The sequence below is a fragment of the Streptomyces carpinensis genome, assembly GCF_002154505.1.
GTDB classification, from domain to species: Bacteria; Actinomycetota; Actinomycetes; order Streptomycetales; family Streptomycetaceae; genus Streptomyces; species Streptomyces carpinensis.
This window is the reverse complement of record NZ_MUBM01000012.1, coordinates 1-18567: the sequence shown is the minus strand read 5'-3', so window position 1 is coordinate 18567 and position 18567 is coordinate 1. Positions and strand designations below refer to the sequence as shown.

Sequence of the window (18567 nt, the reverse complement as noted above, 5' to 3'; positions counted from 1 at the left end):
TTCACCTCGGGCACGTCCGGCGCGTTCGAGCCGGACGGTCCCGCGAGCGGCGGACGCCATCGCTCCGCCCCGTCGGCCGGACGTGCCGGACGTGCCCGAGGTGAAGGACGTGCCGGAGGCATCGGGGGCGTCGAAGGCACCGGGGGATTCGCGGGCGTCGGAAACGGCGTGAGTGCCTGGGGCGGCGGCCGCACCGGCCCATGGCACAGGCACCGCACGGCCCTCGCCGTGGGTGTGGGACTCGCCTCCCTCGTCCTGCTCGCCACCGCGCTGGCGGCCAGAGGATGGACGGCCGACCGGGCCGTTCCCGGCCCCCGGGTCACGTGGGGAGCGCCCAGCGGCGACTTCGCCCGTCGTCCGAGTGCGGCCGCGGTAGCCCCCGGCGTCCCCTACGCCCCACAGAACCCCGGGCGAACCATGGCACACCGCACGTCCGGGCCGAACCGGTAGGCTTCCCGGGGGCGCCGTTTCGCGGTGCTCCCGGGAACACGCGGACGCGAAACGGGGAGGACCGGCGGTGCACGTCCAGGAGTGGCTCGACTCGGTACCCGCGGGTGCCGTCTACGCCGTGGTGGCCCTGGTCATCGGGCTGGAGAGCCTGGGCATCCCCCTGCCCGGCGAGATCATCCTGGTCTCGGCGGCCCTGATGTCCTCGCAGCACACCGGTATCAACCCCGTCGTGCTGGGCGCATGCGCCACCGTCGGCGCGGTCGTCGGCGACTCCATCGGCTATGCCATCGGCCGCAAGGGCGGCAGACCGCTGCTCGCCTGGCTCGCGAGGAAGTTCCCCAAGCACTTCAGCGAGGGGCATGTCGCCACGGCCGAGCGCTCCTTCGAGAAGTGGGGCATGTGGGCCGTGTTCTTCGGCCGCTTCGTCGCCCTGCTGCGCATCTTCGCCGGCCCGCTCGCGGGCGTGCTGCGGATGCCGTACTGGAAGTTCCTCATCGCCAACGTGCTCGGCGGTATCTGCTGGGCGGGCGGCACGACGGCCGTCATCTACTACGTCGGCGTCGTCGCCGAGTCCTGGCTGAAGAAGTTCTCCTGGCTCGGCCTGGTGGTGGCCGTGCTCATCGGGCTCGGGTCGATGCTGGTGCTCAGGCGCAAGGCGAAGCAGGCGCAGGCCGCCCACCGGGATGCCGAGGAGCCGGAGCCCGTCGCCGCCGGGGAGTAGCGCCCGCCCGAGCCCCGTCCGGGTGCCCCGCCCCCCGGACGACCCGTGCTCCTACACGTGGACGTCCCGGTGGGCCTTCGCCAGCTCCGCGTACATCGTGCCGTTGAGCGTGATCCCCTGACGCTCCTCCTGTGTCAGCTCCCGCCTGACCTTGGCGGGCACGCCCGCCACGAGCGAACCCGGCGGCACCCGCATGCCCTGCGGCACCAGGGCCTGGGCGGCCACCAGCGATCCCGCACCGATCACCGCGCCGTTCAGCACCGTCGCGCCCATGCCGATCAGACAGTCGTCCTCCACGGTCGCCCCGTGCACCACGGCGTTGTGCCCGATGGAGACCCGCTCACCGATGCGGACGGGGAAGCCCGGATCGGCGTGCAGCGTGCAGTTGTCCTGGACGTTGCTGGATGCGCCCACGGAGATCTTCTCGACGTCGCCGCGCAGCACCGCGCCGTACCAGACGCCGGCGCCCGCGCCCAGCGCCACGTCACCGATCACGGTGGCCGTGGGCGCGACGAACGCCTGCTCGTCCACGTGCGGCTCCCGGCCGCCGATGCCGGTGATCAGCGCCTTGTGAGTCATCTCGTCCCGCCTTTCCTGCCGTCCCCTGCCGTCCAGGGCGTGGCTCCACCGCACCGTACGTCATCCGGTGGGGTGAAGATCACAGGTGTCCGGGGCCAGCGGTGCGCCCCGGCCTGAGTACGGTGAGCGGGTGCCCAAGCGCAAGAACACGTTCTCATCATGGCGGCGCCGCCTCGCGCAGCGCGCCGTCCACGCGGGCTGGGCCTGGGTGCAGCGCACGGGCTCCGTCACGGCGGAGCAGCCGGGGCGGCTCCGCTTCGGCGCGATGGGAACCGGTACCAGGCTGGCGTTCCCGCTCGGCACGGTCTTCGGCGAACCGTGGATCCATCTCGGCGCCCACTGCATCGTCGGCGAGCAGGTCACGCTGACCGCCGGGCTGATGCCCGACCTCGACCTCGGCCCGGACCCGATCCTGCGCATCGGCGACGGTGTCGTCCTCGGCCGCGGCAGCCACGTCATCGCCGACACGACGGTCACCATCGGCAGCGACTGCTACTTCGGGCCGTACGTCTACGTCACCTCCACCAACCACTCCTACGACGACCCGCACCAGCCCATCGGCAAGCAGTGGCCGCGGATGGAACCGGTGGAGATCGGGCCCGGGTGCTGGATCGGCACCGGGGCGGTGATCCTGCCGGGTGCGCGGATCGGGCGGAACGTGGTGGTAGCGGCCGGTGCGGTGGTGCGCGGCGAGGTGCCCGACCACGCCGTGGTCGCCGGGGCGCCCGCCCGGGTCGTGCGCCGGTGGACCTCCGCCGACGGCTGGCAGCCGCCGCTGCGGACGCCGGCACCGGTGCCGATACCGGACGGCGTCACCCCGGAGCAGCTGGTGGCGCTGGCGGAGTTGGACGCGGAGAGTGCGGCCGGGCTCGCCCAGCTGGGCGCGGAGGACCCCAGTCCCTCAGCCGGTCGCCAGTAGCAGGGTTCCCACCAGGGCCAGGCCCGCTCCGGCCGCCTGGACGGCCCGCAGCCGTTCGCTGAGGAAGCCCCGGGCGGCCAGCGCGGTCACCACCGGGTACAGGGAGGCGAGCACGGCGGCCACGGTGACCGGGCCGTGCTGGGCGGCGATCGAGTACGTGCCGTTGGCCGCGACGTCCGCGAGGCCGACGAAGGCCAGCGCGGCCAGCGAACCCCACGGGAATCCGGCCTCCGGCAGCACGGCGCCGCCCCGCCGCGCGGAGACGTACAGCGCGGCCCCGCCCGCCGCCACGTTGGTCACACGCTGCACGAACAGCGCGAGGAAGAGCCCGGTGACCGTGGTCGACGCCTCGGCGATCAGCGCGAACACCGTGCCGAATCCGAGGGCCGCCACGAGTGTCAGCCCGATGGTCCGCCGCTGCACCGCGGCACCCTTCATCTGCGGTCCGCCCGCGAGCACCACACCGGTGACGGCGACCGCGATGCCCGCGACCTGGAGCAGGCCGGGCCGCTCGCCGAGCACCAGGCCGACCCCGATGGGGACGGCCACGCTCAGCGTGGCGAGCGGTGAGACCACGCCCATCGGGCCGAGTGCGAGCGCCTTGTAGAAGGACAGCATCGCCACCGGCCCGACCAGGCCCGCGGCGAAGGCGAACCACAGCCGCGGGCCGGCCTCGCTCCAGCCGCCGGTGGCGACCACGATCGCGCCCAGCACCGCCGCAGCGATCGCTTGGGACACCACGACGACCGTCAGCGCCGGGTTGCGTCGCGTGAGCAGTCCGCCGCCGAAGTCGGCCAGGCCCCACAGGAGGCTGGTGGCCAGGGCGAAGAATGCTGTCACGGGACGCCTCGCAGTACAGTTCGGTGAACGATCGGGTGCACCCCACCGTAGTTCAGTGAAGTAAACGCTGTCATCCAGAATATTGGACGGAATGTGTCGGACCTCGACCTGCTGACCCAGTCCCTGGCGCGCAACGTCAAGCGCTGGCGCACCGAGCGCGGTTTCACGCTGGACACGCTCGCCGCCCGGGCGGGGGTCAGTCGCGGCATGCTCATCCAGATCGAGCAGGCCCGCACCAACCCCAGCCTCGGCACCGTCGTCAAGATCGGCGACGCGCTCGGCGTCAGCATCACCACCCTGCTCGACTACGAGCAGGGCCCGAAGGTCCGTGTCGTCCCCGCCGAGCAGACCGTCCGGCTCTGGCACACCGACGCCGGCAGCTACAACCGGCTGCTGGCGGGCGTCGAGGCGCCGGGCCCGCTGGAGATGTGGGAGTGGCGGCTGATGCCGGGCGAGGGCAGCGCCTCCGACCCGCATCCGGTCGGGACGGTCGAACTGGTCCACGTCACGGCGGGGGAACTGACGCTCACCGTGGACGGGGTGGAGTACCGCGTGCCCGAGGGTGCGAGCGCGTCCTTCGAGGCCAACGCGCCGCACACGTACGCCAACGACGGTGCCGTGCCGATGGACATGGTGATGGCGGTGTCGGTGCCGCCCGTGCACTGAGACGCCCGGCGTGCCCGGGCCGGGTGGCTGTTACCGTGCGGTCATGCGCGCACCAATCGGAGACTTCGACCAGGCCACTCCCGCTCCCGACTGCCTCGACGAACTGATCCGCCCGGTCGCCGACGCCGTACGCCACTGGCGCGGCAGCGTCCCGGCCGACCAGATCGTCTACGTCGAGACCGACCCGCAGTGGGCCGACACCGCGGTCTTCGTCGACCACTACGGCCGGGACCTGCTCGAGCGGTCCGCGAACTGCGTGGTGGTGGCGGGCAAGCGCGGCGGCGAGAGCCGTCTGGCCGCGTGTCTGGTCCTGTCCGCCACACGCGTCGACGTCAACGGCGTCGTACGCCGCCAACTCGACGCCCGCAAGGCCTCCTTCGCGCCGATGGACGTGGCCACGGGGGAGACCGGCATGGAGTACGGCGGCATCACCCCGATCGGGCTGCCCGAGAGCTGGCCGGTCCTGATCGACTCCGCCGTCGTAGACCTTCCGTACGTCCTGGTCGGCAGCGGCCGCCGCCGCGGCAAGCTGCTCGTCCCGGGCAAGGCCTTCGCCGAACTCCCGGGCGCCGTGGTGCTGGAGAACCTGGGCGTCTGACATCCCGCCCCGGCGCGCCGGTCCGCCTGCCCTTCCCCGCCGGTCCGTCCCGTGGGCCTTCGCGTTCCAGCCCGTCCCGGCGCCTCCCGGCCCGAACCCGGTCCGAACCCGGCCCGTCCCGGCCTTCCCGGCCGGGGTCGCGCCGGGTTTTCTGCGGTTCTTCCGGGTCCCCCGGCCCGGTCAGGACGAGGCAGCGTGGTGGGCGAGGGGCAGGTGCGGGTCGCTTTCGCCCGGGGAGGGTGCGGGGTCGGCGTGCACCAGGGCCGCGGTGAGTCCGGGGACGGCGTGCAGCAGGGTGTGCTCGGCGTCCACGGCGACCGCGTGGGCCTGGCGCAGGGTCGCCCCGCCGTCCACGACCACCGCGACCTCGGCCCGCAGCCGGTGCCCGATCCAGCGCAGCCGCAGCTCGCCGACCGCGCGCACGCCGGGCACCTCCCGCAGGGCCCGCTCGGCCCGGTCCACGAGAGCCGGGTCGACGGCGTCCATCATGCGCCGGAACACCTCGCGCGCCGCGTCGCGCAGCACCAGGGCGATCGCCGCCGTGATCGCCAGCCCCACGATCGGGTCGGCCGACCGCCACCCCAGGGCCGCGCCGCCCGCGCCCAGCAGCACGGCGAGTGAAGTGAAGCCGTCCGTACGGGCGTGCAGCCCGTCGGCGACCAGTGCGGCCGAGCCGATCTCCCGGCCGACGCGGATCCGGTACCGGGCCACCCACTCGTTGCCCGCGAACCCGACCAGGGCCGCGACGGCGACCGCAGGGAGATGCTGCACCGGACGCGGGTTGAGGAGCCGATCGACCGCCGCCCACGCGGCGAACACCGCCGAGGCCGCGATCGTCAGCACGATCACCAGCCCGGCCAGGTCCTCGGCACGCCCGTAGCCGTAGGTGAAGCGGCGGGTCGCGACCCGGCGGCCCAGCAGGAAGGCGATGCCCAGCGGCACGGCGGTCAGGGCGTCCGCCGCGTTGTGCACCGTGTCGCCGAGCAGCGCGACCGAGCCGGACCCCACCACCACGAGTGCCTGGACGAGCGCGGTCGCGCCCAGCACGGCCAGCGAGACCCACAGGGCCCGCATGCCGCGCGCCGAGGACTCCAGCGCGGAGTCGAGCTTGTCCGCGGTCTCGTGGGAGTGGGGGGTCAGGAGATGCGCCAGGCGGTGCCGGAGGGGCCTCGACGCCTGGGGGTGGGGGTGCGCATGCTCGTGGCCGTGGCCGTGGGGGTGCGCATGGCCGTGGTCGTGGTGGTGCCGGTCGCTCACGTGATTCCCCTTCCGGTGCGCGGGAGGTGGACGCTCGGCGCCCACGACGCCATTATGTGCGTATGAGCGCACGCATGCACCTATCACCTGCGCACCATGCGCACCCGCGCACCCCGAGCGAGGAGCAGATCGCGCTCGCCGCCGAACTCCTGGCCCTGCTCGGGGACCGCACCCGGCTCGCGCTGCTGCACGCACTGACCTCGGGCGAGGCCGACGTCACGACGCTCACCGAGGCGTGCGGCGCGGCCCGCCCCGCCGTCAGCCAGCACCTGGCGCGGCTGCGGCTGGCGGGGCTCGTGACCACCCGCAAGGACGGCCGCCGGGTGATCTACTCCCTGCGCGACGGCCATCTGCGCCGCCTGGTCGGCGAGGCGCTGAACGTGGCCGACCACCGGCTCGACGACCGGCCTCTGCACGACTGACGCACGACCGGCGTGCGGCCGTGGCGGATGCTCAGCGACCGGTGCTCAGTAGTGGCCGGCCGTGCCGAGGTACTGCTCCGCGAAGGCGGCCGCGGCGGCCGGCGAGGTGAACAGGCGGCGCAGCCGGGCGAGCGTGGTGCCCGCATGGTACGGATCGCCCGACGCGGTGCCGTGGTAGACGTCGGAGAGCCACTGGGAGAACTCCTGGTAGTCCCACACGCGCCGCAGGCATGCCGCCGAGTAGCCGGCCAGGCCGCTGCCGTCGCCCCGGGTGAGGTAGGCGGCGAGGGCGTCACCGAGCAGGAAGGCGTCGTGCAGGGCGAGGTTCATGCCCTTCGCCGCGATGGGCGCCGTGAGGTGCGCCGCGTCACCGGCCAGGAACAGCCGGCCGGAGGCCATCGGCTCCACGACGTAGTCGTGCATGTCGAGCACCCTCTGCTCCAGCAGCCGGCCCTCCTTCAGCGGCGCGGCGCCGGTCGCGGCGAGCCGCTTCCGCAGCTCGGACCAGACGCGCTCGTGCGGCCAGTTGCCCGGGTCGTCGCCGGGCGGGCACTGCAGGTAGTAGCGGGTCACGTCCGCGCTGCGGGGCATGTGCCCGGCGAAGCCGCGCGGGTGGACACCGAAGAGTACGCAGTCGGAGGACGGCGGAGCCTCGGCGAGCAGCGCCAGCCAGCCGATGCCGTAGTCGTGGCGCGCGATCCGGGCGTGCTCCGGGACCAGCGCCGACCGGCTGACTCCGCGGGCTCCGTCGCATCCGGCGACGAAGTCGCAGTGGATCACCCGCCGTTGCCCCGTCTCGGAGCAGAGGTAGGACACCGACGGCCGGTCCGTGCCGGTGTCGTGCAGCGTCACGTCCCGCACGCCGAAGCGGATGTCGCCGCCCCGTACCTCGGCGTACTCGCGCACCAGGTCCGTCACGAGCAGCGGCTGCGGGTAGACGAAGTGGTGACGGTCCGTCAGGTCGGCGTACGCGAAGCGGCGGCCGACGCCGTCGAAGCGGAACTCGCACGCGGTGTGCCGTCCGGCCCGCTCCAGCAGGTTCGCGGCCAGGCCACGGCGTTCCAGGCCGCGTACGGCCCACTCCTCCAGGACCCCGGCGCGGGGCCGCTGTTCGATGAACCGCCGGGACTCCGTCTCCAGCACCAGACAGTCGACGGAGGCGGCCCGCAGGATGTTGCCGACGGTGAGTCCCGCCGGCCCGGCGCCGATGACGACGACCGGAAAGCGTTCGCGGGACGGGGAGTCGGGGTGGGGGGATGGCTCGGTCACCCGGGCATTATGACGGTGTCCCGTCAGACGCGGCCCGGGTGGTGCGGTCGCGGCCGACGGGACACCGTACGGAGGCGGAGCGGGACGGGGGCGAGGGGTGGTCAGTGCGCGGGGGCGTCGGTGACCACGACCTCCTCGATGCTGCGCTCGATCTCCTCGGACTTGGACGCGGTGGTCTTCGCCCAGTAGTAGATGCCCAGCGAGAAGGCCGCGACGACGACCATGTCCCACCACAGACCGATGTGACCCTGGCCGCCGAAGCCGCCCTGCCACGAGATCAGGCCCATGCCCAGGAGGTAGCCGGGCAGCCACTGGGCGGCCTTGAAGTCCATCCGGGGCGCGTCGGGGAGGTTCTTGCCGGTGGCGTACCAGGCGTAGCCGCCGAGCAGCAGGTAGCCGAGGATGATCGCGATGCCGAGCCGCCACAGCGTGTCCCAGCCGGCCCAGTAGATGATGAGGTTGGCGACCACGAAGGACAGCGGCGAGATCACCTTGCCGGCGGGCAGGCGGTAGGGCCGGTCGTGGTTCGGCAGCCGGTCGGCGAACACGCCGTAGGCCAGCGGCGCGCCGGCGTACATCAGCACGCTCGCCGAGGTGATGAAGCCGACCAGCTCCTGCCAGCTGGGGAAGGGCAGGAAGCAGACGACGCCGGTGACGAAGGAGATGGCGAGGCCGAACCACGGCACGCCGCGCGCGTCGGTCTTCTCGAAGAGCTTGGGCGCGTAGCCGTTCTTCGCCAGGCCGTAGGAGACGCGGGAGGTGGCGGTGGTGTAGATCAGGCCGGTGCCGCCGGGGGAGATGACCGCGTCGATGTAGAGCACCACGCTCAGCCAGCCGAGACCCACCAGGGTGGCCACGCCGGCCCAGGGGCCGCTGATGCCCGGGAAGTTCAGCTTGTCCCAGCCGTGCGCGAAGGAGCCGAGCGGCAGCGCGCCGATGAACACGACCTGGAGCAGGACGTAGATGGTCGCGCCGATGGCGACCGAGCCGAGGGTGGCGCGCGGCAGGTCGCGCTTGGGGTTGCGGCTCTCGCCGGCCAGCTGGATCGCCTGCTCGAAGCCCAGCAGGGCGAAGATGATGCCGCTGGAGCTGATGGCGCTCAGCACGCCCTTGGCGCCGAACGGGGCGAAGCCGTGGGCGGTGAAGTTGTGCGGGTGGAAGTTGCCCACCGCGATGATGAAGATCGTGGCCAGGGGTACGGCGATCTTCCACCAGGTGGCCGCGCTGTTGGTGTGTGCCAGCACGCGCACACCCAGGAAGTTGACCACGACGAAGACGGCCATCAGCACGACGGCGACGATGAAACCGCTGGTCGTCAGGGTGCCGTCGGTGTGCTGCAGGCCCTGGGCGAAGTGCCAGTGACCGGCGTATCCGATCATGGCCTCGACCTCGATCGGGGCCACGGTCGCCGCCTGCAGCCAGGAGAACCAGCCGAAGGACATGCCGGCCAGCCCGCCGAAGGCGTAGTGGGGGTAGCGGGCCGTGCCGCCCGCCACCGGGAACATGCCGCCCAGTTCCGCGTGCACGAGCGCCAGCAGGACGATCGCCACGGTGCCGATCAGCCAGGAGACGATGGCGGCGGGACCGGCCATCACCACGGCCTTCTCGGCGCCGTAGAGCCAGCCGGAGCCGATGATGGAACCGACCGAGGCCCACATCAGGCCGATCAGGCCGACGTCACGCCGGAGACCGGTCTGGTCCCGCGTGACGTCGGTGGTTACATGGTCGAGTTTCGCCATGTCAAGGGGCCTTTCACTATCTGAACACCGAATTAACGCTCGATGGCGGCTCAGAGTAGGAATACAGGCCCGCTGCACAGAAGGCCGTCGACCTAAATTTGACCCTTCTGCGGGTGCTTCTTTGACACAGCCATTACCCAGGTCAACGGCCGTCGCAGAATGTTGCTATTCAGTTGCGGAATGCCAGAAGAGGTTGTGACAGGCTAGTTCAGGCGCGGAATTTCGATCGCCGGGCAGCGATCCATGACCATCTCCAGGCCCGCGGCCCTGGTCCGCTCGTAGGCGGCCTCGTCGACGACCCCGAGCTGAAACCACACGGCCTTCGCGCCCTTGGCGACCGCCTCGTCGGCGACCGGGCCGGCCAGGTCGCCGTTGACGAAGACGTCCACCACGTCCACGTCGAAGGGGATGTCCGCGAGAGAGGCGTAGCCCTGCTCGCCGTGCACGGTCTCCGCCTTGGGGTGGACCGGGACGATCCGCTTGCCGAACCGCTGCAGCACCTGCGCCACGCCGTAGGCGGCGCGGCTTCGGTTGTTCGACAGGCCCACCACGGCCCAGGTGTCACCGAGTTCGTTCAGGATCTTCCGGACTGTCGCCGCATCGCCGTACACCACAGGTCTCCTCGCGTCTCGGGGAAGGTCGCCGACTGCGCCAACAGCGGCCCCGGCCGGCCGATTCCCCGGCCGGCCCGCGGCGACCGCACCGGACCTTCGTCACGCCGCAAAGGACCCGCCCCGTCGCCCACGACCTTGTCCACCGCATCGGCCGCCGCACCGTCTCCGGACGCGCGACCGTGTCCGGAATGTGCGCCGCACACCTGCGCGCGGCCGGTCGGGCGCCTACGCTCGGGCCGTGCTGCGCATCATCGACGCCCGAACCGGCGAGCCCGTGGAGGCCGCCCCCACTCGCCGTGGCCTGACCCGCATCGAGGTACACGCGTCCGGCTTCGACGCCTCGGGGCTGCGGGTGCTCCTCGTCGCCGACCTCCTCGTCCGCGCGCTGGAACTGGGCGGCACACCGGTGTGGGCCCTGCTGACCGGCGAGCGCCAGACGGCGGAGCTGCGGGCGGCGGCCACGGCCCTCGGCATCCGGCCCTTCGAGGACAGCCGCGGCCTCGGCGCCGCACTGGGTGAGGCCCAGGTCGTGCACGTGGTCTCCGAGACCGGTGCCACCGCACCCGAGGGCGTCCGGCTCGCCGTCGCACCGGTCGACGCCGTGCTTCCTTTCACTCCGACGGCCGACGGTGACCCCGCCACCTGGCGCCTGGCCCTGCTCGCCCGCCGCCGCACCCTGCCCCTACGGCTCGACACGGACGCGCTCGAGGAGGCCCGCAGGACCCTCGCGCACTGGCGCCGCGCGGTCGCCCACTGGGCGAGACAGCCCTCGCGGCCCGTCCCCGAGGACGTGCGCGGACGGCTGCGCGGAGCCTGGGAGGACGACCTGGACGTGCCCGCGACGCTACGGGTGCTGGAGTGGGTCGAGACCCGGCCGGACCTGGCGGACGGAGCCCGCTTCGAGACGTACGCCTACGCGGACCGGTTGCTCGGCCTGGACCTCACCCGCGACGTGGGGAGTACGGGATGAGCACGCGCGCGGGAGGCGGCCCGCTGCGCCGGCTGGTGGTGCTGCGGCACGCCAAGTCCGCGCGGCCCGAGGGTGTCGCCGACCACGACCGCCCGCTCGCGCCGCGCGGCCGCCGGGACGCGACCGCCGCGGGCCGCGCGCTCGCCGAGGCCGACTGGCTGCCGGACCTCGCGGTGTGTTCCACGGCCCTGCGCGCCCGCCGGACCTGGGACCTGGCCTCCGCCCAGTGGGGCACCCCGCCGCCCGTCCGTCACGACCCGCGGCTGTACGCCGCCGACGTCCCCGCGCTGCTGGAGGTCGTCCGCGAGACGCCGTCCGAGGTGGAGACGCTGCTGCTGATCGGGCACAACCCGGGCCTGGAGGAACTGGTCCTCCACCTCGCCGGGGACGGCCTGGACGACACGCTGGACCGGCTCCGGGTGAAGTTCCCGACCTCCGCCATCGCCGTGCTCGCCTGGCACGGCACCGGCTGGCGCGCGCTCACCCCCGGCGCGGCCCTGCTGGCGGCGCTGACCGTGCCCAGGGGTGCGAAGGGCTAGGCGGGCCGGCCCGCCCCAGGGTCCGGGACCGAAGGGCGGAGCCCGGGACCAGGGGGAGTCCGGGACCGGGGCCCGGGACCGGGCGGTATGGGGCCGGAGGAGTCCGCATAGGCTGGCCGGATGCAGGACGAGTACCGCACAGTCGCCCGCGTGGGCGTGCACGAGACCGAGGTCAACCGCTCCCGCTTCCTGTGCGCGCTCGCCCCGGCGGCCACCGAGCCGGAGGCCCAGGACTTCATCGCGGCCGTCCGCAAGGAGCACGCGGACGCCACGCACAACTGCTGGGCCTACGTCATCGGCGCCGACGCCGGCGTCCAGAAGGCCAGCGACGACGGAGAACCGGGCGGCACCGCAGGCGTGCCCATGCTCCAGATGCTGCTGCGCCGCGACATGCGGTACGTCGTCGCCGTCGTCACCCGCTACTACGGCGGCGTCAAGCTCGGCGCCGGCGGCCTCATCCGTGCCTACGGCGGAGCGGTCGGCGAGGCCCTGGACGCGCTCGGCACCCTGACCCGCCGGCGCTTCCGCCTCGCCACGGTGACCGTCGACCACCAGCGCGCCGGCAAGGTGCACAACGACCTCCGGGCGACCGGGCGGGAGGTACGGGACGTCCGCTACGGCGAGGCGGTGACGATCGAGATCGGCCTGCCGGACTCCGACGTGGATGCCTTCCGGGCGTGGCTGGCGGACGCCACCGCCGGCACCGCCGGCCTCGAACTGGGCGGAGAGGCATACGGCGACGTCTGACACAACGGGCATTCCGGGCGCAACCAGTTCATACCGAATTGCCCATGGCGGCTGATACAGGAGTAACCGCCCGTGCTGTCGGACCCGCCGGTTAGTCTTCGGGGATCATGAGGTTGTTGCACACTTCCGACTGGCACCTGGGCCGGTCGTTCCACCGGGTGAGCATGCTGGGTGCCCAGGCGGAGTTCATCGGTCACCTCGTGGCCACGGTGCACGAGCAGGGCGTGGACGCGGTGGTCGTGTCGGGAGACGTGTACGACCGCGCGGTGCCCCCGCTGGCCGCGGTCGAGCTGTTCGACGACGCCCTGCACCGCCTCGCCGCCCTCGGCGTGCCCACGGTGATGATCTCCGGCAACCACGACTCCGCCCGCCGGCTCGGCGTCGGCGCGGGGCTCATCGACCGCGCGGGCATCCATCTGCGCACCGAGCCCGCGGCGTGCGCCACGCCGGTGGTGCTCTCCGACGCCCACGGCGACGTCGCCTTCTACGGCCTGCCGTATCTGGAACCGGCCCTGGTGAAGGACGAGTTCGGGGTCGAGAAGGCAGGGCACGAAGCGGTGCTCGCCGCCGCCATGGACCGGGTTCGCGCCGACCTCGCCACGCGCGCGCCCGGCACCCGCTCCGTCGTCCTCGCGCACGCCTTCGTCACCGGCGGCGAGGCCAGCGACAGCGAGCGGGACATCACCGTCGGCGGGGTGGCCGCCGTCCCCGCGGGCGTCTTCGACGGCGTCGACTACGCCGCCCTGGGGCATCTGCACGGCTGCCAGACGATCACCGAGCGCGTGCGCTACTCCGGGTCCCCGCTGCCGTACTCCTTCTCGGAGGCCGAGCACCGCAAGAGCATGTGGCTCGTCGACCTGGACGCCGACGGCCGGGTCACCGCCGAACGGGTCGACTGCCCGGTCCCGCGCGCGCTGGCCCGGATCCGGGGCACGCTGGAGGAGCTGCTCGCCGACCCCGGCCTCGCCCGCCACCAGGACGCCTGGGTCGAGGCCACGCTCACCGATCCGGTCCGCCCCGCCGACCCGATGGCCCGCCTCGCCGAGCGCTTCCCGCACACCCTCAACCTCGTCTTCGCCCCCGAACGCGCCCCCGACGACCCGCACACGTCCTACGCCCGCCGGCTCGCGGACCGCAGCGACCAGCAGATCGCCGAGGACTTCGTGGCCCACGTGCGCGGCGCGGGGCCCGACGAGCAGGAACGGACCGTTCTGCGCGAGGCCTTCGACGCCGTGCGCGCCGACGAGGCGGAACGAGAGGTGGCACGGTGAGGCCGCACGAGCGGGACCACGGGCAGTGCTCCAGGGGGGAGGCGCGGTGAGGCTGCACCGGCTCGACATCACCGCCTTCGGGCCCTTCGGGGGCTCCCAGAGCGTCGACTTCGACGCCCTGTCGGCGGCCGGACTGTTCCTGCTGCACGGACCGACCGGGGCCGGCAAGACGTCCGTCCTGGACGCCGTGTGCTACGCGCTGTACGGCTCGGTGCCCGGCGCCCGGCAGAGCGGGCAGGGGATCACCCTGCGCAGCGACCACGCCGCCACCGGCACCCGCACCCAGGTCACCCTCGACCTCACCGTCGCCGGACGCCGTCTGGAGATCAGCCGGCAGCCGCCCTGGGAGCGCCCGAAGCGGCGCGGCACCGGCACCACCGTCGACAAGGCGCAGACCTGGCTGCGCGAGTACGACGCGACGGCGGCCGCCTGGAAGGACCTCAGCCGCTCCCACCAGGAGATCGGCGAGGAGATCACCCAGCTGCTCGGCATGAGCCGTGAACAGTTCTGCCAGGTCGTGCTGTTGCCGCAGGGCGACTTCGCCCGCTTCCTGCGCGCCGACGCCGAGGCCCGCGGCAAGCTGCTCGGCCGGCTGTTCGACACCCACCGCTTCGCCGAGGTGGAGAAGCGCCTGGCCGAGCGCCGGCGCGCCACGGAGACCCAGGTCCGCGAGGGCGACGCCGCGCTGCTGGCCGACGCCCACCGCATGCAGCAGGCGGCCGGCGACGCCATGCAGCTTCCGGAGCTGGCCCCCGGAGAGCCGGGGCTGGCCGAGGCCGTGCTGACCGCCGCCGCCGTCGCCCGCAGCACCGCACGCGAGCAGCTGACCGTCGCCCACTGCCGGCTCACGGCCGCCGAGGCCGCGCAGGCCGCCGCCGAGCGCGCTCTGGGCGACGTCCGCGAACTGGCCCGGCTGCAGCGCCGGTTCGCCGAGGCGCGGCAACGCGCCGCCCGCCTGGAGGAACGGGCCGACGCGCACCGTCAGGCGCAGGCTCGGATGGAACGGGGGCGCAAGGCGCAGACCGTGGCACCGGCGCTGGAGCTGCGGGAGGCCGCCGACGCCGAACACCGGCGGGCGGCCGACGCCGAGTCCCGCGCGCGTGCGCTGCTGCCCGAGACCGTCGCCGACGCCGGCGCGGCCGGCCTCGCCGCCGCCGCGCGCCGGGCCGCCGAGGAACTGGGCGGACTGGAGTCGGCCCGCCGCGCCGAGCGGCGCCTCGCCGGCCTCGTCGCCGAGCGCGCGGAGGTGGACCGCCAGGAGCGCGCCGACGAGGACGCGCTGCGCGAGGCCGAGGAATGGCTCGCTGGGTGGGAGGCCACCCGTGCCGGGCTCCAGGCGCGTGTCGACACCGCCCAGGAAGCGGCCGGACGGGCCGAGCGGCTGGCCGTGCGGCGCGAGCCCGCCCAGGACCGGCTCAGGGCCGCCAGGCTGCGTGACCGGCTCACCCGGGACACCGACGAGGCCCAGCGACGCGCCCTGGACTCCGCCGAACGCGCCGTGCGGGCCAAGGACCACTGGCTCGACCTGAAGGAGCAGCGCCTGAACGGCATCGCCGCCGAACTCGCCGCGCACCTCGCCGACGGCGAGCCGTGCGCCGTGTGCGGGGCCACCGAACACCCCGCGCCCGCGCGCAGGGTCACCGGGCACGTCGACCGGGCGGCGGAGGAGCGCGCCCTGGCCGAACACCAGGACGCCGAGGAACGGCGTGCCGCCCACGAGCGCCGGCTCGGCGCCCTGCGCGAGCAACTGGCCGCCGCCGGCGCCGAAGCGGGTGACACGCCCACCACGCAACTCGCCGAAGAGGCAGAGGAGTTGGAGCGGCAGCTCGTGCGGGCACGCCAGGAGGCCTCCGATCTGCACGCGGCCCGGGAGGAGCTGCGCCGGGCGGAGCAGGAGCGCGAACGCCGGCTCGCCGACCGCCGGCAGGCAGAGGTCGCGTCGGCCACCCGCCTGACCCGCAGGGAGAACCTGGACCGCGAGCAGGCCACCCTGGAGGCGGAGCTGGCCGCGGCCAGAGGCACCGCCGCCGGCGTGGCCGCGCGGGCCGCGCAACTGGAGCGGCAGGTGGCTCTCCTCACCGACGCCGCGGAGGCGGCGCGGGCCGCGGACGAGAGCGCCGAGCGGCTCAAGGACGCCGACGGCCGGCTCGCCGAGGCCGCGTTCCGGGCCGGCTTCGACACCCCGCAGGACGCGGTCGCCGCGCTCCTGGACGACGCCGCCCACCGCGAACTCCAGCACCGCCTGGACGCCTGGCACACCGAGGAGGCCGCCGTCCGCGCCGTCCTCGCCGAGGCCGAGACCGCGGCCGCCGCCGCACGGCGGCCAGCCGATCCCACGGCGGCGGAAGCCACCGCGGCCGGCGCGGGCCTGCGGCTGCGCGAGGCCGCCTCCGCCCGGGACGCCGCCGCCCGCCGCTGCGCCGAACTCGACCGGCTCTCCGCACGCGCGGCCGCCGGCGTGACCCGCCTGGCGCCGCTGCGCGAGGAGTACGACCGCGTGGCCCGGCTGGCCTCGCTCACCGCGGGGACCTCCGCCGACAACGAGCGCAAGATGCGCCTGGAGTCCTACGTCCTCGCCGCCCGTCTGGAGCAGGTGGCCGCCGCCGCGACCGCACGCCTTCAGCGCATGTCGTCCGGCCGCTACACCCTGGTCCACTCCGCCGACCGGGCCGGCCGCGGCCGCAGCGGTCTGGGGCTGCACGTCGTCGACGCCTGGACGGGACGCGAGCGGGACACGGCGACCCTGTCGGGCGGGGAGACGTTCTTCGCCTCGCTGGCCCTCGCCCTCGGACTCGCCGACGTCGTCACCGACGAGGCCGGCGGTGTGCGGCTGGACACCCTCTTCATCGACGAGGGCTTCGGCAGCCTGGACGACCAGGCCCTCGACGAGGTGCTGGACGTGCTCGACTCGCTGCGCGAACGCGACCGCAGCGTGGGCATCGTCAGCCACGTCGCCGATCTGCGCCGGCGCGTCCACGCCCAGCTGGAGGTCGTCAAGGGCCGGTCGGGGTCGACGGTGCGGCAGCGCGGAGTGGCCTGACGCCTTCCCGGGCCCTCAGCGGCCCAGGGGGCGGCGGGGCACCGGCGAGGAGTACACGATGCTCGTGGTCACCGAGCCCAGTGCGCCGATCCTGCCGGAGACCTCTTCCAGGTGGCGCATCGAGCGCGCGGCGACCTTGATGACGAAGCAGTCGTCGCCCGTCACATGGTGCGCCTCCAGGATCTCGGGGGTGGCGGCGACCAGGTCGTGGAAGGGCTTGTAGTTGCCGTTGGGGTAGCGCAGCCGCACGAAGGCGAGGATCGGCAGCCCCAGCCGCTCCGGGTCGACCACGGCCGCGTACCCCTGGATGACGCCCGCCTCCTCCAGGCGGCGCACCCGCTCGGTGACCGCGCTCGGGGACATGGACACGGCCCGCGCCAGCTCGGCGAAGCTGGCCCGGCCCTCCCGCTGGAGGACGTCGAGGATGCGCCAGTCGGTGGCGTCCGGGGAAAAGGCGGTCATGGCCGAGGAATAGCAGGGGAATCCCCGGCCGATCAAGAGGCGGGCCGTGGATCGCCACTTCAGACAGGCGATCTTCGACCGTAGATTCTCGGTCGTCGAACCGAGAGGCCGAGCCTGCCCGCACCGAGCCGGTCCGCGGCGAGGCTGATCGCACCGATCAGGCCCGCGGCGATGTGGGCATCGGAGCCGCACCGAGCCGCACCGGATCCGGCCCACGGAGCCACGGAAGGACCAGACGATGACCGTCACCGCCGCCCACACCGCCGCCAACCCCGTCCTGCGCGTCGCCCCGGCGCCGCCCGCCGAGGCCGCCGCCCACTTCCGGGCGAGCCTCGCCTTCCACGCCGACGTGTCCGACGTCGCCGCCGCGCTCGCGGCCGGCGGCGACCCCGGCTTCGTCCTGCTCGACTCCCGCTCCACCGAGGCCTGGGACCAGGGGCACATCCCCGGCGCGGTGCATCTGCCGACCGCCCTGCTCCCCGAGCAGGCGGAGGCGTTGCTCGACAGGGCCGTGCCGGTGGTGACCTACTGCTGGGGCCCGGGCTGCAACGGCGCCACCCGCGCCGCCCTCGCCCTCGCCGAACTCGGCTACCGGGTCAAGGAGATGCTCGGCGGCTTCGAGTACTGGGTGCGCGAGGGATTCGCGTACGAGACGTGGCGGGGTGAGGACCGCCGCGCCGCCGACCCGCTGACGGCGCCGGTCGACGGTGACGACTGCGGTTGCTGAACCCCGGGGACGAACCCGCGAAGGGCGGCCGAGAACCGGTCGCCCTTCGCGGGGTTCACGGCCGGGGTCAGAGCTGGGACAGCTCGTCCACCAGGTCGTCCAGCCCCAGCGACCCCTGCGACAGGGCCGCCATGTGCCAGGCCTTCGCGTCGAACGCGTCGCCGTGCCGCTTCCGGGCGTTCTCGCGGCCGAGCAGCCAGGCCCGCTCGCCCAGCTTGTAGCCGATCGCCTGGCCGGGCATCGACAGATAGCGGATCAGCTCGCTCGCCACGAAGTCCCGCGGACGGCTGCTGTGCGCGCCGAAGAACTCCAGCGCCAGCTCCGGCGTCCAGCGCTCGCCGGGGTGGAAGGGCGAGTCCGCCGGGATGTCGAGCTCCAGGTGCATGCCGATGTCGATGATGACACGGACCGCCCGCATCATCTGCGCGTCCAGGTAGCCGAGCCGCCGCTCCGGCTCCGTGAGGAAGCCGAGTTCGTCCATCAGGCGTTCGGCGTACAGGGCCCAGCCCTCGGCGTTGGCGCTGACGATGCCCACCGTGGCCTGGTAGCGCGAGAGGTTCTCCGCCACATGCGCCCACTGGGCGAGTTGCAGGTGGTGGCCGGGGACGCCTTCGTGGTACCAGGTCGAGACCAGGTCGTACACCGGGAACCGGGTCTGTCCCATGGTCGGCAGCCAGGTGCGGCCCGGCCGCGAGAAGTCGGCCGACGGCGGCGTGTAGTACGGCGCCGCGGCGCCG

19 protein-coding genes and 1 pseudogene are annotated in these 18567 nt (G+C 73.7%); 12 read left to right on the top strand and 8 right to left on the bottom strand.

Annotated elements, in window-relative coordinates; genetic code table 11:
* Both BZY54_RS52055 and BZY54_RS02000 read left to right on the top strand, forming a co-directional pair.
* Positions 1-450, top strand: a pseudogene (locus tag BZY54_RS52055) (hypothetical protein); the annotation flags it as partial.
* A gap of 67 nt (positions 451-517) precedes the next feature.
* Positions 518-1171 (top strand): DedA family protein, encoded by a 654-nt coding sequence (locus BZY54_RS02000; RefSeq protein WP_086722590.1) that lies wholly within the window; start codon positions 518-520, stop codon positions 1169-1171.
* 51 nt (positions 1172-1222) lie between these two features.
* Here the strand turns inward: BZY54_RS02000 and BZY54_RS01995 are convergent, their stop codons facing one another.
* The gene (locus tag BZY54_RS01995; protein WP_086722589.1) at positions 1223-1750 is read right to left on the bottom strand and encodes a gamma carbonic anhydrase family protein; all 528 of its coding nucleotides are present in this window, start codon (positions 1748-1750) and stop codon (positions 1223-1225) included.
* Positions 1751-1880: 130 nt separating this feature from the next.
* Between BZY54_RS01995 and BZY54_RS01990 the strand changes: the two genes are divergently transcribed.
* The gene (locus tag BZY54_RS01990) at positions 1881-2669 is read left to right on the top strand and encodes an acyltransferase (RefSeq protein WP_208640518.1); all 789 of its coding nucleotides are present in this window, start codon (positions 1881-1883) and stop codon (positions 2667-2669) included.
* On the opposite strand, the gene BZY54_RS01985 is transcribed toward BZY54_RS01990, so the two are convergent.
* Positions 2652-3509 carry a DMT family transporter gene (locus tag BZY54_RS01985; protein WP_086722587.1) on the bottom strand — a complete coding sequence of 286 codons (858 nt, stop codon included), beginning with the start codon at positions 3507-3509 and terminating at the stop codon, positions 2652-2654. The two genes, BZY54_RS01990 and BZY54_RS01985, sit on opposite strands and share 18 nt — an antisense overlap.
* Before the next feature lie 93 nt (positions 3510-3602).
* Here BZY54_RS01985 and BZY54_RS01980 point away from each other — a divergent pair, with 93 nt between their 5' ends.
* Positions 3603-4175: a helix-turn-helix domain-containing protein gene (locus BZY54_RS01980; RefSeq protein ID WP_086722586.1), complete on the top strand. Its 573-nt coding sequence runs from the start codon at positions 3603-3605 to the stop codon at positions 4173-4175.
* A 43-nt stretch (positions 4176-4218) separates the two neighbouring features.
* Positions 4219-4773 (top strand): YbaK/EbsC family protein, encoded by a 555-nt coding sequence (locus tag BZY54_RS01975; protein ID WP_086722585.1) that lies wholly within the window; start codon positions 4219-4221, stop codon positions 4771-4773.
* A gap of 180 nt (positions 4774-4953) precedes the next feature.
* Here BZY54_RS01975 and BZY54_RS01970 read toward each other — a convergent pair whose 3' ends face one another.
* Positions 4954-6030 carry a cation diffusion facilitator family transporter gene (locus BZY54_RS01970; protein ID WP_086722584.1) on the bottom strand — a complete coding sequence of 359 codons (1077 nt, stop codon included), beginning with the start codon at positions 6028-6030 and terminating at the stop codon, positions 4954-4956.
* 62 nt (positions 6031-6092) lie between these two features.
* Here BZY54_RS01970 and BZY54_RS01965 point away from each other — a divergent pair, with 62 nt between their 5' ends.
* Complete coding sequence (locus BZY54_RS01965; RefSeq protein ID WP_167413929.1) at positions 6093-6452, top strand: ArsR/SmtB family transcription factor; 360 nt, start codon at positions 6093-6095, stop codon at positions 6450-6452.
* A gap of 45 nt (positions 6453-6497) precedes the next feature.
* Here the strand turns inward: BZY54_RS01965 and BZY54_RS01960 are convergent, their stop codons facing one another.
* The 3 genes from BZY54_RS01960 to BZY54_RS01950 all read right to left on the bottom strand — a co-directional run bounded on the left by BZY54_RS01960 (position 6498) and on the right by BZY54_RS01950 (position 10071).
* Entirely contained in the window at positions 6498-7721 is a 1224-nt protein-coding gene (locus tag BZY54_RS01960) for a 4-hydroxybenzoate 3-monooxygenase (protein WP_086722582.1), read from the bottom strand.
* Between the two features lie 101 nt (positions 7722-7822).
* Positions 7823-9460, bottom strand: coding sequence for an APC family permease (locus BZY54_RS01955; RefSeq protein WP_279634628.1), 1638 nt, complete (start codon positions 9458-9460; stop codon positions 7823-7825).
* 203 nt (positions 9461-9663) lie between these two features.
* Positions 9664-10071 (bottom strand): CoA-binding protein, encoded by a 408-nt coding sequence (locus tag BZY54_RS01950; protein ID WP_086722592.1) that lies wholly within the window; start codon positions 10069-10071, stop codon positions 9664-9666.
* A 241-nt stretch (positions 10072-10312) separates the two neighbouring features.
* On the opposite strand from BZY54_RS01950, the gene BZY54_RS01945 reads away from it, so the two are divergent.
* From BZY54_RS01945 to BZY54_RS01925, 5 genes are all read left to right on the top strand, one after another.
* Positions 10313-11044, top strand: coding sequence for a hypothetical protein (locus BZY54_RS01945; protein WP_086722591.1), 732 nt, complete (start codon positions 10313-10315; stop codon positions 11042-11044).
* Positions 11041-11583, top strand: a complete 543-nt coding sequence (locus BZY54_RS01940) for a SixA phosphatase family protein (RefSeq protein ID WP_086722581.1) — start codon at positions 11041-11043, stop codon at positions 11581-11583. The genes BZY54_RS01945 and BZY54_RS01940 overlap by 4 nt, the downstream gene beginning before the upstream one ends.
* 120 nt (positions 11584-11703) lie before the next feature.
* Positions 11704-12330, top strand: a complete 627-nt coding sequence (locus tag BZY54_RS01935; RefSeq protein WP_086722580.1) for a YigZ family protein — start codon at positions 11704-11706, stop codon at positions 12328-12330.
* Between the two features lie 107 nt (positions 12331-12437).
* The gene (locus BZY54_RS01930; RefSeq protein WP_086722579.1) at positions 12438-13601 is read left to right on the top strand and encodes an exonuclease SbcCD subunit D; all 1164 of its coding nucleotides are present in this window, start codon (positions 12438-12440) and stop codon (positions 13599-13601) included.
* 46 nt (positions 13602-13647) lie between these two features.
* A complete protein-coding gene (locus BZY54_RS01925) occupies positions 13648-16641 on the top strand; it encodes an AAA family ATPase (protein WP_086722578.1) in 2994 nt (997 codons plus the stop codon).
* 15 nt (positions 16642-16656) lie between these two features.
* On the opposite strand, the gene BZY54_RS01920 is transcribed toward BZY54_RS01925, so the two are convergent.
* A complete protein-coding gene (locus BZY54_RS01920) occupies positions 16657-17103 on the bottom strand; it encodes an Lrp/AsnC family transcriptional regulator (RefSeq protein ID WP_086722577.1) in 447 nt (148 codons plus the stop codon).
* A 238-nt stretch (positions 17104-17341) separates the two neighbouring features.
* Here BZY54_RS01920 and BZY54_RS01915 point away from each other — a divergent pair, with 238 nt between their 5' ends.
* Complete coding sequence (locus tag BZY54_RS01915; RefSeq protein ID WP_086722576.1) at positions 17342-17830, top strand: rhodanese-like domain-containing protein; 489 nt, start codon at positions 17342-17344, stop codon at positions 17828-17830.
* A gap of 67 nt (positions 17831-17897) precedes the next feature.
* Here BZY54_RS01915 and BZY54_RS01910 read toward each other — a convergent pair.
* Positions 17898-18567 (bottom strand): DUF885 domain-containing protein (locus BZY54_RS01910; RefSeq protein WP_143667977.1); only part of this gene is annotated, 670 nt, incomplete at its 5' end.